General features: G+C 69.6%; 19 protein-coding genes, 1 other RNA gene and 1 riboswitch. Of the genes, 9 read left to right on the top strand and 11 right to left on the bottom strand.

Going from position 1 to position 15193, the window contains the following annotated elements:
- Positions 1-21 precede the first annotated feature (21 nt).
- The 3 genes from ssrS to ACTRWB_RS25610 all read right to left on the bottom strand — a co-directional run bounded on the left by ssrS (position 22) and on the right by ACTRWB_RS25610 (position 945).
- Positions 22-203, bottom strand: a non-coding RNA gene (gene ssrS, locus ACTRWB_RS25620) — 6S RNA.
- Positions 204-283: 80 nt separating this feature from the next.
- Positions 284-598 carry a cell division protein ZapA gene (locus ACTRWB_RS25615; RefSeq protein ID WP_006478091.1) on the bottom strand — a complete coding sequence of 105 codons (315 nt, stop codon included), beginning with the start codon at positions 596-598 and terminating at the stop codon, positions 284-286.
- Positions 595-945 (bottom strand): ATPase, encoded by a 351-nt coding sequence (locus ACTRWB_RS25610; RefSeq protein ID WP_129512744.1) that lies wholly within the window; start codon positions 943-945, stop codon positions 595-597. Before ACTRWB_RS25610 ends, ACTRWB_RS25615 begins: the two co-directional genes overlap by 4 nt.
- A 155-nt stretch (positions 946-1100) precedes the next feature.
- Positions 1101-1353: riboswitch (cobalamin riboswitch) on the top strand.
- A gap of 159 nt (positions 1354-1512) precedes the next feature.
- On the opposite strand from ACTRWB_RS25610, the gene ACTRWB_RS25605 reads away from it, so the two are divergent.
- The 5 genes from ACTRWB_RS25605 to cobC are packed head-to-tail and all read left to right on the top strand — an operon-like array spanning position 1513 to position 5766.
- The gene (locus tag ACTRWB_RS25605) at positions 1513-2511 is read left to right on the top strand and encodes a FecCD family ABC transporter permease (RefSeq protein ID WP_048250382.1); all 999 of its coding nucleotides are present in this window, start codon (positions 1513-1515) and stop codon (positions 2509-2511) included.
- On the top strand, positions 2508-3323 hold the full coding sequence (locus tag ACTRWB_RS25600; RefSeq protein ID WP_446903510.1) for an ABC transporter ATP-binding protein: 816 nt from the start codon (positions 2508-2510) through the stop codon (positions 3321-3323). The genes ACTRWB_RS25605 and ACTRWB_RS25600 overlap by 4 nt, the downstream gene beginning before the upstream one ends.
- Before the next feature lie 52 nt (positions 3324-3375).
- Positions 3376-4431 carry a nicotinate-nucleotide--dimethylbenzimidazole phosphoribosyltransferase gene (gene cobT, locus ACTRWB_RS25595; protein ID WP_446903509.1) on the top strand — a complete coding sequence of 352 codons (1056 nt, stop codon included), beginning with the start codon at positions 3376-3378 and terminating at the stop codon, positions 4429-4431.
- Complete coding sequence (locus ACTRWB_RS25590) at positions 4421-5197, top strand: adenosylcobinamide-GDP ribazoletransferase (protein WP_446903508.1); 777 nt, start codon at positions 4421-4423, stop codon at positions 5195-5197. The genes cobT and ACTRWB_RS25590 overlap by 11 nt, the downstream gene beginning before the upstream one ends.
- The gene (gene cobC, locus ACTRWB_RS25585) at positions 5182-5766 is read left to right on the top strand and encodes an alpha-ribazole phosphatase (RefSeq protein ID WP_446903507.1); all 585 of its coding nucleotides are present in this window, start codon (positions 5182-5184) and stop codon (positions 5764-5766) included. Before ACTRWB_RS25590 ends, cobC begins: the two co-directional genes overlap by 16 nt.
- Positions 5767-5848: 82 nt before the next feature.
- On the opposite strand, the gene ACTRWB_RS25580 is transcribed toward cobC, so the two are convergent.
- The 4 genes from ACTRWB_RS25580 to cobU are packed head-to-tail and all read right to left on the bottom strand — an operon-like array spanning position 5849 to position 9267.
- Positions 5849-6766, bottom strand: a complete 918-nt coding sequence (locus ACTRWB_RS25580; protein ID WP_446903506.1) for a cobalamin-binding protein — start codon at positions 6764-6766, stop codon at positions 5849-5851.
- Positions 6763-7782, bottom strand: a complete 1020-nt coding sequence (gene cobD / locus ACTRWB_RS25575; protein ID WP_446903505.1) for a threonine-phosphate decarboxylase CobD — start codon at positions 7780-7782, stop codon at positions 6763-6765. Before cobD ends, ACTRWB_RS25580 begins: the two co-directional genes overlap by 4 nt.
- On the bottom strand, positions 7775-8719 hold the full coding sequence (gene cbiB, locus ACTRWB_RS25570) for an adenosylcobinamide-phosphate synthase CbiB (protein WP_446903504.1): 945 nt from the start codon (positions 8717-8719) through the stop codon (positions 7775-7777). Before cbiB ends, cobD begins: the two co-directional genes overlap by 8 nt.
- A complete protein-coding gene (gene cobU / locus ACTRWB_RS25565) occupies positions 8713-9267 on the bottom strand; it encodes a bifunctional adenosylcobinamide kinase/adenosylcobinamide-phosphate guanylyltransferase (protein ID WP_446903503.1) in 555 nt (184 codons plus the stop codon). Before cobU ends, cbiB begins: the two co-directional genes overlap by 7 nt.
- 74 nt (positions 9268-9341) lie before the next feature.
- On the opposite strand from cobU, the gene ACTRWB_RS25560 reads away from it, so the two are divergent.
- The 4 genes from ACTRWB_RS25560 (at position 9342) to ACTRWB_RS25545 (ending at position 12432) form a co-directional block, all read left to right on the top strand.
- On the top strand, positions 9342-10844 hold the full coding sequence (locus ACTRWB_RS25560; protein ID WP_446903502.1) for a cobyric acid synthase: 1503 nt from the start codon (positions 9342-9344) through the stop codon (positions 10842-10844).
- Positions 10845-10937: 93 nt separating this feature from the next.
- Entirely contained in the window at positions 10938-11075 is a 138-nt protein-coding gene (locus ACTRWB_RS25555) for a hypothetical protein (RefSeq protein ID WP_166961138.1), read from the top strand.
- Between the two features lie 150 nt (positions 11076-11225).
- The gene (locus ACTRWB_RS25550) at positions 11226-11639 is read left to right on the top strand and encodes a DoxX family protein (protein WP_129512733.1); all 414 of its coding nucleotides are present in this window, start codon (positions 11226-11228) and stop codon (positions 11637-11639) included.
- A 124-nt stretch (positions 11640-11763) separates the two neighbouring features.
- The gene (locus ACTRWB_RS25545; RefSeq protein ID WP_419684886.1) at positions 11764-12432 is read left to right on the top strand and encodes a ParA family protein; all 669 of its coding nucleotides are present in this window, start codon (positions 11764-11766) and stop codon (positions 12430-12432) included.
- Positions 12433-12565: 133 nt separating this feature from the next.
- On the opposite strand, the gene panD is transcribed toward ACTRWB_RS25545, so the two are convergent.
- The 4 genes from panD to ACTRWB_RS25525 all read right to left on the bottom strand — a co-directional run bounded on the left by panD (position 12566) and on the right by ACTRWB_RS25525 (position 15161).
- Complete coding sequence (gene panD / locus ACTRWB_RS25540) at positions 12566-12952, bottom strand: aspartate 1-decarboxylase (RefSeq protein WP_031398432.1); 387 nt, start codon at positions 12950-12952, stop codon at positions 12566-12568.
- Positions 12953-12996: 44 nt separating this feature from the next.
- Positions 12997-13836: a pantoate--beta-alanine ligase gene (gene panC, locus ACTRWB_RS25535; protein ID WP_412023204.1), complete on the bottom strand. Its 840-nt coding sequence runs from the start codon at positions 13834-13836 to the stop codon at positions 12997-12999.
- Between the two features lie 259 nt (positions 13837-14095).
- Positions 14096-14968, bottom strand: coding sequence for a segregation and condensation protein A (locus ACTRWB_RS25530; protein WP_129512730.1), 873 nt, complete (start codon positions 14966-14968; stop codon positions 14096-14098).
- Positions 14969-14972: 4 nt separating this feature from the next.
- Positions 14973-15161: a DUF3460 family protein gene (locus tag ACTRWB_RS25525; protein ID WP_129512729.1), complete on the bottom strand. Its 189-nt coding sequence runs from the start codon at positions 15159-15161 to the stop codon at positions 14973-14975.
- Positions 15162-15193: the final 32 nt, after the last annotated feature.

Here is a 15193-nt window from a genome sequence, read left to right as displayed (position 1 = left end):
GACGTGCCCGATGCCGTTGGATAGGCCCCCGCCTTGGCCGCTAGGCCGGCATCCTGAACCTGAGGTTCAGAATTGGTCGCAGTTAGCAGCACTTCGGGTACATCAGACAGAGTGACGCGCGCGCCCGTGCTACAAATTTCCGCAACCGTGCACATGGCATTGGTTCAAGGAATATATGACCTTGGCGAACCAGGCAGGGAAGCTGACTGAACTGTATTTCGATGCGCCAATTTGACCACCGTTGATCGCCGAGATCAAGGGGAATCGACGTATCGATCAAACCTTACTGCGTCTCGTGCTGTGCAAGCACCGCGCCGAGCTGTTCGTTCATCTGGTGCATTGTACGACGGATTTCCTCCGCCGGAAATGCTTCACCGTGCCGCACGCTCGTTTGCAGCCGCAGCAATTCCGATGCGAGCGACAGCGCGGCCATGACGGCGATGCGATCGGTGCCGCGCACCGAGCTGTTCGAGCGGATTTTCGACATTTCGGCGTCGACGCGCGCGACTGCCTCGAGCAGCGCCGCTTCGGTCTCGGCCGAACAGGCGAGCCGATAGGGCTGACCGAGAATCGAGACTTCGATCTGCTTGGTGCTCATGCATGTTCTCCGTGGCTGGCCGCGTCATCGCCTTCCGTACGCGCCTGCGCATCCAGCAGGTCGAGCTGGTTGTCGGCTTGCTCCGCGTTTTTCGAGCGCGGCAGCTTTTCGAGAATCGCGTTCAGTTTCACCTGGGCGTCGTCGATCTTTGCCGACAACGTGTCGCGCTCGGCTGCGAGCGCATTGCGTTCGTCGCGCAGTTGCGCGAGTTCCGCGCGGACCGTGTCCGCTTCCGCGCGCAATTGCGCGACCTGCTCCTCGAGCGCGAGCCGTTCCGAGTGATAGCGCTTGTTCAGCGAGATCAGACGGCCAATATTTTGAGATAAGGTTTCGAGTTCGTTGAGCATTTGCTGCGTCCTCTAAAGACCCAGCATTTTAGCGCGGAATAACGCGCAATCCGACATCTGTAACGTTTCCAGTCGTAACACCCCTGCTTCTTGCCGCGAATAGGTGCGTCTTTTTGCATTCCCGGACGCTTCCTTGACGCTCGCGCGACCCGCTCCTAAACTGGCGCCGCCTCGGTGCTCGCGCGTGAACGCGCGGTTAAACGGGAAGCAGGGCGCGGGCTCCGCCAGGAAGCCGCCAACCTGCGCTGCCCCCGCAACGGTAAGCGGCCGCGTCCGGTGACGCAGGCCGGCTCGGGCGCGTTCCGCGTGAAGGTTTCGCGCACGGGCGCGGGCCACTGCGCGTCATCGCGCGGGAAGGCGAGCCGGTACGCCGCCAGCCCGGATACCGGCCGAGACGGGAAGCCCGCACGGGCTTCGTGACGCGCGGCCCGCGGGGAAGCGGGGTGCGCAACGCTTCACGGAATTCTCTTCGATGCTGACCCCAATCGTCTGCGCGACGCTTCTGTCATGCCCGGCCGGCAGCCGCCGGCGGATGCGCCGCGTGTCATGCGCGCGGCCTTACGCGGCATGAGCGCCGCACGCGCTGCCGCGATCTGGGCAACGCTGGCCGCCGTGGTCGCGTTGCTGTTCATCGCGTCGCTGTCGATCGGCAGCGTGCCGATGTCGCCATGGCAGGCGCTCGCGTCGCTCGTGCCGCATGGCGGCGATGCGCTGTTCGCCGATATCGTCCGCACGCTGCGCCTGCCGCGTGCGCTCGCGGGCTTCGCGTGCGGCGCGCTGCTCGCGCTTGCCGGTGCGCTGCTGCAGGTGCTGCTGCGCAATCCGCTTGCGGAACCGTACGTGCTCGGCGTGTCCGGCGGCGCGGCCGGTTTCGCGCTCGTCGCGATGATCGCGGGCGGCGCGTGGTGGCTCGTCGATGCATCGGCGTTCGCCGGCTCGCTCGTGTCGGTCGCGCTCGTGCTCGGTCTCGCGCGCCGCGAACTGTGGCGCGGCGATTCGCGCGACGCGTCGCCGCGGCTGCTGCTCACGGGCGTCGTGATCGCGGCGGGGTGGGGCGCGCTCGTCACGTTGCTGCTGTCGCTCGCGCCCGATGCGCGGCTGCGCGGCATCATCTTCTGGCTGACGGGCGACCTGAACGGCGTGACGGCGCCGTGGTTCGCGTGGGGCGCGCTGCTGCTGAGCGCATGCGTCGCGCTGCCGGCCGCGCCGCAACTGAACGTGCTGCTGCGCGGCGACGCGACCGCGCTTGCGCTCGGCGTGCCCGTCGCGCGTCTGCGCGTGCGGATCTATCTTGTCGCGTCGCTGGCCGCTGCGGCCGCGGTGACGACGGCCGGCACGATCGGCTTCGTCGGCCTCGTCGTGCCGCACGCGCTGCGGCTCGCGTTCGGCAACGACCAGCGGATGCTGCTGCCGGCCGCGATGCTCGCGGGCGGCGGCGGCGTGATGGCGGCCGACCTGCTCGCGCGCACCGCGATCGCGCCCGCGCAACTGCCGGTCGGCGTGATGACCGCGTTGATCGGCGTGCCGGTGTTCCTGTGGATGTTGCTGAGGAGACCGATGCGATGACGCATGCCGCATTGCACGCCGGCGGCGGCGACCTGACCTGCGCGACCGTCGACCTGACGCTGAAGGCCGGCGCGCGCACGCTGCTCGACGGACTCGCGCAGGCGTTCCGCCCCGGCGAGATCTGGTGCGTCGCGGGGCCGAACGGTGCGGGCAAGACGACGCTGCTTGCGACGCTCGCGGGGCTGCAGCCGCCGGCCGGCGGGCATGTCGAGATCGACGGCCGGCCGCTGGCCGCGTGGCCGCCCGCGCAACTCGCGCAGCGCCGCGCGCTGATGTCGCAGCAATTGCACGACGCGTTCAGCGCGACCGTGTTCGACACGGTGCTGCTCAACCGCTTTCCGTATCTCGGCGGCTGGGGCTGGGAGCGCGACGGCGACCGCGCGGCCGCGCGCGAGGCGCTCGCGACGTTCGACCTGACCGCGCTTGCGTCGCGCGACGTGCTGTCGCTGTCGGGCGGCGAGCGGCAGCGGGTCGCGCTGGCCGCGACGCTGTGCCAGGATGCGCCACTGATGCTGCTCGACGAGCCGCTTGCGCATCTCGACCTGCATCACCAGATCGATTGCCTGACCGCGCTGGCCGCATGGCTCGACGCAGGCCCACGCACTGTGCTGTTCTCGTGCCACGACCTGAATCTCGCGCGGCGTTTCGCGACGCATGCGCTGCTGCTCGACGGCCGCGGCCACGCGTGGGCCGGCCCCGTGCACGATGTGCTGACGCCCGAACGCGCGAGCGACGCGTTCGGTTATCCGCTCGTGCTGATCCGCGAGAACGGCCGCGACGCGCTGCTGCCGGCGTGGCCCGAGCGACAATGACGTTTCCTTTCCCGATGCGCGGCGCAGGCCGCACCCACGACACGGCTCTTCGATGACGAATTCGACCCACTTCCCGCCCGCGATCGCGCCGCTCGACGAAACGCTGCGCAAGCGCCTGCAGCATGTGATCGATCACAAGACCAAGCCGCCCGGCAGCCTTGGCCAGCTCGAGGCGATCGCGCTGCAGATCGGCCTGATCCAGCGCACCGAGCGGCCGGTCGTGCAGCGCCCCGTGATGATCGTGTTCGCCGGCGATCACGGGATCGCGGCCGAGGGCGTCAGTCCTTATCCGCAAGCGGTGACCGCGCAGATGGTCGCGAACTTCCTGGCCGGCGGTGCGGCGATCAACGCGTTTTCGGGCGTCGCGCAGAGCACGCTCGAGATCGTCGATGCGGGCGTGGCGTCGCCGCTGCCGCTGTCCGACCGGCTGGTGTCGCTGCCGGTCGCGCGCGGCACGCGCAACTTCGCGGCGGAGCCGGCGATGACGCACGACGAGGCGATGACGGCGCTCGTGGCCGGTGCGGCGCGGGTGCGCCTGCATGCATCGCTCGGCACGAACGTGATCGGCTTCGGCGAGATGGGGATCGCCAACACATCGTCGGCCGCGTGCCTGATGAGCCGCCTGCTCAGCGTGCCGATCGACGCATGCGTCGGGCGCGGCACGGGCCTCGACGACCAGGGCCTCGCGCACAAGCGCGCGGTGCTGGGCCGCGCGCTCGTCAAGCACTCGCACGCGATCGCGCCGCTCGACGTGCTCGCGACGTTCGGCGGCTTCGAGATCGCGATGATGACGGGCGCGTATCTCGCGGCCGCGAGCGAGCGGATGACGATTCTCGTCGATGGCTTCATCGCGACGGCCGCGCTGCTCGTCGCCGAGCGTATCGTGCCCGGCGTGCGCGATTACTGCGTGTTCTCGCATACGTCGCACGAGGCCGGGCACCGGCGCATGCTCGAGCATTTCGGCGCGAAGCCGCTGCTCGCGCTCGACCTGCGGCTCGGTGAGGGCACGGGTGCGGCGCTCGCGCTGCCGCTCGTGCGCGCGGCGGCGGCGTTCCTCAGTGAAATGGCGAGCTTCGAGTCCGCCGGCGTCGACAATCGTGACGCCTGAGCGCGCGCGCGGCGTGCGTGCCGAACTGCGCTACTTCTTGGTCGCGCTCGGCTATTTCACGCGTGTGCCCGTGCCGCGCGCGATTGGTTATGCGGCGGGCGATCTCGACCAGGCCGCACGCTATTTCCCGCTCGTCGGCGCGTGCGTCGGCGCGTGGGGCGCGCTCGTTTATCTCGCCGCGCTGCGCGTGCTGCCCGCGTCGATCGCGGTCGGGCTGTCGATGGCCGCGACGCTGCTCGCGACCGGCGCCTTCCACGAAGACGGCCTCGCCGACAGTTGCGATGCGTTCGGTGGGGGTTACACGCGCGACGACGTGCTGCGCATCATGCACGACTCGCGGATCGGCACGTTCGGCGCGGTCGCGCTCGTGATCGCGCTCGGCCTGAAATGGCAGGCGCTCGCGGCCATGCCGCCGCTGCGTGCCGCCTGGACGATGATCGCCGCGCATGCGGCGAGCCGCGCGGCGGCCGTGAGCCTGCTGATGTCGCTCGACTATGTGCGGCCCGAAGGCAAGGCGAAACCGGTCGCGCAACGGATGGGCGTACGCGCGGCGTGCATCGCGGCAGTGTTCGGGTTGCCCTGGCTGTTCTGGCCCGACTGGCGTGCCGGCATCGCGGCAGGCGTCGCGCTCGTGCTCGTACGCGCATGGGCCGCCCGCTACTTCGTGAAGCAGATCGGCGGTTATACGGGCGACTGTCTCGGCTTCGCGCAGCAACTGAGCGAACTGGCGATCTATCTGGTGGTGCTCGGATGGACGTCGTCCTGATCCGTCATCCGGCCGTCGGCGTCGAGCCAGGCGTCTGCTACGGCCGCAGCGACGTGCCGCTCGCCGCGCCGGCCGACGCCGGCGCGCACGCCGTGCTCGCGCATCTGTCCGCGCTCGGCGCGCCGTCGCCCGAACGGATCTGGACGAGCCCGCTGACGCGATGCGTGTCGGTCGCCGAGCAGCTCGCGCAGCGATTCGACGTGCCGGTGTCGAGCGACGCGGGTTGGCAGGAAATGGATTTCGGCGCGTGGGAAATGCAGCGCTGGGACGATATCGACCGCGCGGCGCTCGATGCGTGGGCGGCCGACCTGATGCATGCATGCGCACATGGCGGCGAAAGCGTCGCGCGGTTCGCCGCGCGTGTCGCACGACGGGCCGATGCGGTTGTGCAACTCGACGGGCCGCAATGGGCGGTCACGCATGCGGGCGTGATCCGCGCATTCGCGTCGCATGTGTTGCGTGTGCCGCTCGCGACGCTGCTGTCGCAGCCGGTGCCGACGGGTGGTGTCGTCTGGCTGCGCAGGGACGACGCGGCATGCGCGTGGGAAGTCGTGCACTGGGACGAATAGGCGTCCCCAGGTCGGCATGTGAACGGCATCCGGCCGCTAGTGTCTCCCGTGCGCCGGAACACCGCACACGTATGGCCTGAAATCAGTTCGCCGGCCGCCGCGCACGCGCGGCGTCGAGATCCTCGCACAGCGCGGCCGCACCCTGCGCGATCCGCGGCGACGGCCGCGTCAGCAGATCGCCGTCGATCGCGAACAGGTTGTTGCGCGCCACGGCCGTCAGCGCGGGCCACGCGCGCCAGCGCGCCAGGCTCGGCAGCGGTTCGTCCGAGCGCGTCGCACCGGCGCTCGTCGTCACGATCGCTTCCGGATTCGCCGCGAGCACGGCCTCGTCGGTAACCGTTGGCGCGAGCGGCTTGAGCGACGCGAACACGTTGCGGCCACCGCACAGCGCGATCACGTCGTTGATCAGGTGCGCGCCGTTGAGCGTCATCAGCGGCCGGTCCCAGACCTGGAAGAACATCGTGACGGGCGCTCGTGCCGCATAGCGTGCGCGCAGCGCGGCGATGTCGCGCGCAAAGCCGGCCGCGGCCGCATCGGCTGTCGGCTGCGTGCCGAGCAGCATGCCGAGCCGGTGCAGCGACGACGATACGTCGTCGAGATGCTTCGGTTCACTGAAGAACAACGGGATGTGCAGCGCGCGCAGCGCGTCGGTCTGCCGTTCGGCGTTGCCGTGCCGCCAGACGACGATCAGGTCGGGCTTCAGCGCGGCGATACGCTCGAGATCGAGCGCCTTGTTGTCGCCGACGCGCGGCACGGCTTGCGCGGCGGGTGGATAGTCGCTGTAGGTGACGGTGCCGACGAGTTTCGCTCCGCCGCCGGCTGCGTAGACCAGCTCGGTTGCGTGCGGCGCGAGGCTGATCACGCGCTGCGCGGGCGCGGGCAACGTGACGGTATTGCCGGCGTCGTCGCGCGTCGTGACGTCGGCGTGGACGAGCGGTGCGTGAGCGAGCGCGGCCAGCGTCGCGAGCGGCGCCAGCCGGCGGAACTGGCGCGGGTTCATGCGGATTCCTGCTGCAGCGTCGGCACGCAGTGCGCAAGCGTGTCGCCGAGGCGCTGCCATTCGGCTTCGCTGCCCGGCAGGCCGACGCGCACGCTCGACGGAGTCGCGAAGTGCCGCGTCCAGATCCCGCGCGCCGCGAGTGCCGCATGCAGCGCCGCGGCGCGCGGGTCGTCGGTCCAGCAGAAGAGCGGCGTCGCGCGAACCGCGAAGCCGTGCGCGCGCAGCAGCGCGGCCAGCCGCTCGCCGTCGGCCGCGAGCCGTTCGCGGGCGGCTGCCTGCCAGGCGCGATCGGCGAACGCCGCGGCGACCGCGTGGCGCGCGGGTCCGCTGACCGTCCACGCGCCAAGCATGTCGCGCAGCGCGACGATCCGTTCGGGACACGCGAGCACGAAACCCGCGCGGATGCCGGCGAGACCGAAGAACTTGCCGACCGAGCGCAGCACGACGAGCCCCGCGCGATCGACCTGCGGCGCGAGCGATTGCGTCGCGCCCGTATCGGCGAACGCCTCGTCGACGATCAGCGTGCCGCCGCGCGCCGCCAGCTGCGCATGCCAGCCCAGCAGGCGCTCGGCCGGCACGAATTCGGCGGTTGGATTGTTCGGATTCCCGACGATGACGTGACGCAGCGTCGCGGGCAGCGTGTCGGTGTCGATGTCGAGCGGGACGACGCGATGGCCGTGACGCGCGAATGCAGGGGCGTATTCGCCGTACGCGAGTGCCGCGACGCCGGCGTCGCCGGTCGGCAGCAACGCAGGCAATGCGCGGATCGCGGCCTGGCTGCCGGCGACCGGCAACACGTGCGCGGGATCCGGCGCGTGGTAATACCGCGCGGCGCAGGCCGCGAGGCCGTCGCCATCGTCGGGCAGCCGGCGCCATGCGTCGGCCGGGACGGGCGGCACCGGATAACCGACCGGATTGATACCGGTCGACAGGTCGAGCCACGCGTCGTACGGAATGCAGTGGCGGCGTGCGGCTTCATGCAGATTGCCGCCGTGCACGATGCGTGTATCAGACATGATGGGTGGCCATGACGAGTGCGCCGCTCGCGACCAGCAGCGCGAGCCACAGTGCGAGCGTGCGCGTGACGAGCGACAGCGCGGCGACGACGTGGATGGCGGTTGCCGTTGCGCCGGTGCCGAGCACCGGGCGATCCTCGATTTCGCCGTGATAGACGGCCGGGCCGCCGAGCTGCACGTTCAGGCTGCCGGCTCCCGCGGCCATCACGGGGCCCGCGTTCGGGCTGTCCCAGTGGCGCGCCTGCGTGCGCCAGCAGCGCCATGCGGTGGCCGTATCGCCGAGCAGTGCGTAGCTCGCGGCCGTGAGGCGCGCGGGAATCCAGTTCAGTGCATCGTCGAGGCGCGCGGCGGCCCAGCCGAAGGTCAGGAAGCGCGGCGTGCGGTAGCCCCACATCGCATCGAGCGTGTTCGCGAGCCGGAACAGCAGCGCGCCGGGGCCGCCCGCGACGACGAACCAGAACAGCGCGCCGAAGATCGCATCGTTGCCGTTCTCGAGCGCCGATTCGACGGCCGCGCGCGACAACGCGCCTTCGTCCGCGTCGCTCGTATCGCGCGACACGATGCGCGCGGTCAGCGTGCGGGCCGCATCGAGGTCGCGCCGCAGGAGGGCTGCCGCGATCGGCGCGACATGGTCGGCGAGGCTCTTCGCGCCGAGCGCGAACCACAGCAGCGCGACGTGCAGCGCGGCGGCGAGCGGCCACGGCAGCGCGGTCACGAGCCATGCCGCGACGGCCACCGGCGGCACCACGGCCGCGGCCCACGCGGCGACACCGACCACACGGCCGCGTCGACCCGTGTTCAGCGCGCCTTCGATGCGCGCGGCGAGCCGGCCGAACGCGACGAGCGGATGCCAGCCGGCGGGTTCGCCGATCGCGCGGTCGACGATCGCGGCCGCGACCGCGAGCATCGCGACGACGGGCAGCGACAGCATCAGCATGACGACGCCCCCGTCTTGAGGTCGAGCGGCAGTCCGGCGACGAGCAGCGTCACGCGCGTTGCGAGCGCGGCGATGCGCTGGTTCAGGCGCCCGAGTTCGTCGACGTAGCGGCGCGTGACCGACCCGAGCGGCACGACGCCGAGCCCGATTTCGTTGCTGACGACGATCACCTGTGCGCGCGCGCCGCGCAACGCGTGCTCGAGCCGGTCGACCTGCGTCGCGTACTGCGCATCGTCGAGCGGTTCGCCGTCGGCCGGGCACAGCAGGTTGGTGAGCCACAGCGTCAGGCAGTCGACGAGCAGGCACGCGCGCGGATCGTCGAGCCGTGCGAGCGTGCCGGCGAGGTCGACGGGTGCCTCGGCGAAACCCCAGTCGGCCGGCCGGCGCGCACGATGGTGCGCGATGCGCTGCGCGAATTCGGCGTCGGCGGCGAGCGCGGTCGCGATGTAGGTGACGGGGCGGCCGCTGTCGGCCGCGAGCCGCTCGGCATGCGCGCTCTTGCCCGAGCGCGCGCCGCCGAGGACGAAGGTGAGGTCGTGCGGAATCATCGCGTGATTGTAACGGCGCGGGCGTACCGGCGCGGGCGATAATGCGGCCTTTGCTTCGCGACGACCTTTACACGATGAATGCACCCGAGCCGCGGCCGCGCGGTACGCTGATGATCCAGGGCACGACGTCCGACGCGGGCAAGAGCACGCTCGTCGCGGGCCTGTGCCGGCTGGCGCGCCGCGCCGGCGCGCGCGTGGCGCCGTTCAAGCCGCAGAACATGGCGCTCAACAGCGCGGTGACGGCCGACGGCGGCGAGATCGGCCGCGCGCAGGCGCTGCAGGCACTGGCCGCCGGCGTCGAGCCGCATACGGATTTCAACCCCGTGCTGCTGAAACCGACGAGCGACCGGGGCGCGCAGGTGATCATTCACGGCAAGGCGCGCGTGAACCTCAACGCGCGTGCGTATCACGACTACAAGCCGGTCGCGTTCGACGCGGTGCTCGAATCGTATGCGCGCCTGCGCGCCGGTTACGACACGGTGATCGTCGAAGGCGCCGGCAGCCCGGCCGAGATCAACCTGCGCGACGGCGACATCGCGAACATGGGTTTTGCCGAACGCGTCGACTGCCCGGTCGTGCTCGTCGCCGACATCGACCGCGGCGGCGTGTTCGCGCACCTGGTCGGCACGCTCGCGTGCCTGTCGGACAGCGAGCGCGCACGCGTGCGCGGCTTCGTGATCAACCGCTTTCGCGGCGACTTCAAGCTGCTCGAACCGGGGCTCGACTGGCTGCGCGCGCAAACGGGCAAGCCCGTGTTCGGCGTGCTGCCGTACCTGCACGGGTTGCAGCTCGACGCCGAGGACATGCTGCCCGCGCAGGCGCGCAGCGCCGCCGCGCGCGGCGACGCGGGCGTGCTGCGCGTCGTCGTGCCCGCGCTGCCGCGCATCAGCAACCACACCGATTTCGATCCGCTGCGCGCGCATCCGCAGGTCGAGTTCACGTACTGGAAGAGCGGCCCCGTGCCGGACGCCGACCTGCTGATCCTGCCCGGGTCGAAGAGCGTGCAGCGCGACCTCGCATGGCTGCGCGACGCGGGCTGGGACGCGCTGATCCGTCGCCACCTGCGCTACGGCGGCAAGGTGATCGGCATCTGCGGCGGGATGCAGATGCTCGGCCGCACGCTCGACGATCCGCTTGGCCTCGAAGGCGCGCCCGGCAGCGTGCCGGGGCTCGGGCTGTTCGATTTCGAGACGACGCTGCAGCCCCACAAGACGCTGAAGAACGTGACGGGGCATCTCGCGCTGCCGGGCGGGGCCGCCGTGCGCGGCTACGAGATCCACATGGGCGACACGCACGGGCCAGCGCTGGCGGCGCCCGCGCTGGCGCTGGCAACCGCCGGCGCACCGGGCGGCACGCGCCCGGACGGCGCGGTTTCTGCCGACGGCCAGATCCTCGCGACCTACGTGCACGGGCTGTTCGACTCGCCCGACGCGTGCGCGGCGCTGCTCGCGTGGGCCGGGCTCGACGGTGCGGAACGCATCGACTACCCGGCGCTGCGCGAGGCGTCGCTCGAGCGGCTTGCCGATACGTTCGCCGAACATCTCGATCTCGACGCGCTGTACGCGGAATTCCGCTGACGCGCCAGTCGGGGCCGGATGAACAGGCCTCGCATTTTCCGCCGGATCGCGTACAACACAGGTGGGCGGTGGTTCGTCCGGAGGAGTGCGGCGATGAAGGTTCGGTGGTGGTGGAGCGTGCTGCTGGCGGCGCTGCTGGGCGCGTCGGCCTATGCGCACGCGTGCGATTCGTACGGCGCGGGCGGCAGCCCGTCCGGTGCTGATTCGTCTCAAGGCAAAAGCGGTTATTGAGGTTCGCATCGGGGCATGATCGGTCATGCCCTTTTTTATGGCCTGATTCGTTCCATTTGAGAATCAGTTAAAGCGGATTGGCGTGTTTATCGGCGAAATCGATTCGAATAGAGTGCGATCCATTCTCATCCACTCACGAAGGAATCCGCCATGAACCCCAATCGCCTGAACGATTTCGGCGCGACGCTGCTGCGTGTCGCGCTCGGCGTGCTGTACCTCGCGCACGTCGCGCAGAAGGTGTTCGTCTTCACGCTGCCCGGCACCGCGCAGTTTTTCGCGTCGATCGGCCTGCCGGGCTGGCTCGCGTACCTGACGACCTTCGTCGAACTGGCGGGCGGCCTGGCGCTGCTCGCCGGGTTCCGCGTGCGCGTCGCCGCGCTCGTGCTGCTGCCGTTCATGCTCGGCGCGACCGCCGCGCATCTGCCGAACGGCTGGGGCTTTTCGTCGCCGCACGGCGGCTGGGAATATCCGGCGTTCTGGGCCGTCACGCTTGCCGTGCAGGCGCTGCTGGGCGGCGGCGCGTTCGCGATCGGCGCGCAAGAAGCCGCGGCTCGGCGCGCGTAAGCGGCGCGCTGCGGCGCAACCCGTTCCGGTGACCCCCTGTTTGCCGATATCATCGCTCCCTGTATCCGCAATCGAGCGGCGCCTGCCATGCGGCGGGCGCCGCGTGGCTTTTTCGGGGGAATTCATGACGGTGATCGTGGTGGCGAATCCGAAGGGCGGCGTGGGGAAGAGCACGCTGTCCACCAATCTTGCCGGCTATTTCGCGGCGCAGGGCGCGTGGGTCGCGCTCGCCGATCTGGACCGGCAGCAGTCCGCGCATGCGTGGCTCGACCTGCGGCCGGCCGGCTTGCCGGCGATCGAGGCGTGGGACCTCGATCCGGACGCGCCGTCGAAGCCGCCGCGCGGCCTCGAATATGCGGTGATCGATACGCCGGCCGGCCTGCACGGCAACCGGCTCAACGTCGCGCTGCAACTGGCCGACAAGGTGATCGTGCCGCTGCAGCCGTCGATGTTCGATATTCTCGCGACCCAGCAGTTTCTGGAGCGCCTCGCCGAAGAGAAGGCCGTGCGCAAGGGCAGCGTCGAGGTCGGAATCGTCGGGATGCGGGTCGATGCGCGCACGCGCTCGTCCGACCAGCTGCACCGGTTCGTCGAAGGGCTCGGCCTGCCGGTGCTCGGCTACGTGCGCGACACGCAGAACTACGTGCAGATCGCCGCGCACGGCCTCACGCTGTGGGACGTCGCAAAGAGCCGCGTCGACAAGGATCTCGAACAGTGGCGGCCGATCGTCGAATGGGCAGAACGCCGCGCGCCGAAGGCCGAGAAGGCTACCAAGGCCGCCAAGGCTTCCTGAACGCGCGGCCGTCGGGCCGGTGCGACCCAATGAGAAAGGGCCTGATCCTGTGCGACACGGGATCAGGCCCTTCGACTGCAAGCGGCGCAGCCGCTCCCGCCTGCGCGCGATGGCACGCAGGCGGCCCATCGCGTTACGTCCAGTTCTGCGTCGGCACGTGATCGCGGTGGCCCTTGATCTTGTTGCCGTCGTCGATGAACACGAGCTTCGGCTTCCAGCCGGCCTGCAGTTCGGCTTCGTCGACCATCGCGAACGCCGCGATGATCACGAGGTCGCCGAGCTGCGCGCGGCGCGCGGCCGAGCCGTTCAGCGAGATCATCCCGCTGCCGCGCTCGCCCTTGATCGCGTACGTCGAGAAGCGCTCGCCGTTGTTGATGTTCCAGATGTCGATCCGTTCGTTTTCGACGATGTTCGATGCTTCGAGCAGGTCTTCGTCGATCGCGCACGAGCCTTCGTAGTGCAGCTCGCAGTGCGTGACTGCCGCGCGGTGGATCTTCGATTTGAGCATGTGGCGCTGCATGGTGTCTCCGTGATGCGTCGTGAGAGGCGCGGGCGGGCGGCCCGTCAGATTTCGAGGTTGTCGATGAGGCGCGTCGCGCCCAGCTTCGCGGCCGCGACCACGACGAGCGGCTCGCCGGCTTCGAGTTCGGCGGCGCTTGGCGCGATCAGGTTCGCGCGGCGGCGGATCGACAGGTAGTCGGGCGCCCAGCCGCGATCGGCCAGGTGCGTGCGTGCCTGTTGTTCGAGCTTGCCGAGGTCGCGCTCGCCGGCGAGCAGGCTTTCGCGCATGCGCTGCAGCGTCTTCGCGAGCTCCGGCGCCTCCTGGCGCTCGTCGGCCGACAGGTAGCGGTTGCGCGACGACAGCGCGAGGCCATCCTCGTCGCGCACGGTTTCGGCGGCGATGATGTCGACCGGCAGCGCGAGCTGCTGGCACATGCGGCGCACGATCATCAGCTGCTGGTAGTCCTTCTTGCCGAACACGGCGACGCGCGGCTGCACGCAGGCCATCAGTTTCGACACGACCGTGCACACGCCGGTGAAGAAGCCGGGCCGGAATTCACCTTCGAGGATCCCGCCGAGATCGTCAGGCGGCAGCACGCGGTATTCCTGCGGTTCCGGGTACATGTCGCGCTCGGTCGGCGCGAACAGCACGTAGACGTTTTCCTTCTGCAGCTTCTCGATATCGTCCTGGAGCGTGCGCGGATACTTGTCGAAATCCTCGTTCGGGCCGAATTGCAGCCGGTTGACGAAGATGCTCGCCACGACCGGGTCGCCGTGCTGGCGCGCGAGGCGCATCAGCGACAGGTGACCTTCGTGCAGGTTGCCCATCGTCGGCACGAACGCCGTGCGGTTCTGTCCGCGCAGCTGGTCGCGCAGTTCCTGGATCGAGCTGATGACTTTCATGATCGGGTAGCGGGTTCCTCGCGCATGCGCGCGTTGGCGCCGCGGCAGCGGCGTCGGGGTCGAAGCGGAGAACGCCGGCGCGCGGGCGGCGCATCGGGCGTCGGCGGATTGTAGAGGATTTGGCCGCCAAACGCACCGAAAAAAGTACGATCGTTCACTTTTTAATCGGGCGTGCCGGAACCGGGCGCACGGCCACCCGCCGCGGCGAAGCGGCGGGTGGCGGCATGCATCGGGAAAACGGGAAGGGCGGGTGCGGGCCTTACGCGGGCAGGTACGCGAGGCGCACGTAGATCGGCGCGAACGGCTCGGCCTGGGTGATCTCGAGGAGCGATTCGCGCGCGAGTTCGAGCATCGCGATGAAATTCACGACGACGACCGGCACGCCGCGCGACGTGTCGAACAGGTCGGCGAACTCCATGAAGCGCGCATTCTGCAGCCGGCGCAGGATCAGGCTCATGTGTTCGCGCACCGACAGCTCCTCGCGGGAGATCTTGTGGTGCTGGACGAGCTTCGCGCGCTTGAGCACATCGGCCCACGCGCCGCGCAGGTCGTCCGAATTCACGTCGGGGAAGCGCGGCGTGACGCTCTGCTCGATGTAGACCTCGGCGCGCAGGAAATCGCGGCCGAGCTGCGGCAACTGGTCGAGACGCTGCGCGGCGAGCTTCATCTGCTCGTATTCGAGCAGGCGGCGCACGAGTTCGGCGCGCGGATCCTCGGCTTCCTCGCCGCTGTCGGCCTTCTTGACCGGCAGCAGCATCCGCGACTTGATCTCGATCAGCATCGCGGCCATCAGCAGGTACTCGGCCGCCAGTTCGAGGTTCGTCGTGCGGATCTGGTCGACATAACCCAGATATTGCGCGGTGACCTGCGCCATCGGGATGTCGAGCACGTTGAAGTTCTGCTTGCGGATCAGGTAGAGCAGCAGGTCGAGCGGGCCTTCGAACGTCTCGAGGAAGATCTCGAGCGCATCGGGCGGGATGTAGAGATCCTGCGGCAGCTTGAAGAGCGGCTCGCCGTACAGGCGAGCGAACGCCGCGACGCCGTCGACCGTGTCGGGCGTCGAATCGGCGCCCGTGGGCGCGGCGACCGCGTCGTCCTGCCGGGCGGCGCTGGCCTCGTCGGCGGCGCTCACGTCGTCAGAAGTTCTGGTAGTAGACGTACGACGTTTGCTTCACGCCCGATTCCTGCTGGTCGGCGCGCTCTTCGAGGTCGATCGGCTGCTTGTCCCACAGCAGGGAACGGCCCTGGCGCTGCTCTTCCTCGAGCGTCGGCTTCTGCTGCTTGAGCTGGTTCAGGAACTGCGTGACGTCGGACTGGTACGGCATGGTTGGATTTTCCGTTTCAGGCGGCGCACGAT

The organism is Burkholderia sp. YIM B11467 (assembly GCF_052952715.1).
Note: the sequence above shows the minus strand (reverse complement) of the source record. Positions and strands in the feature narration are given on the sequence as shown.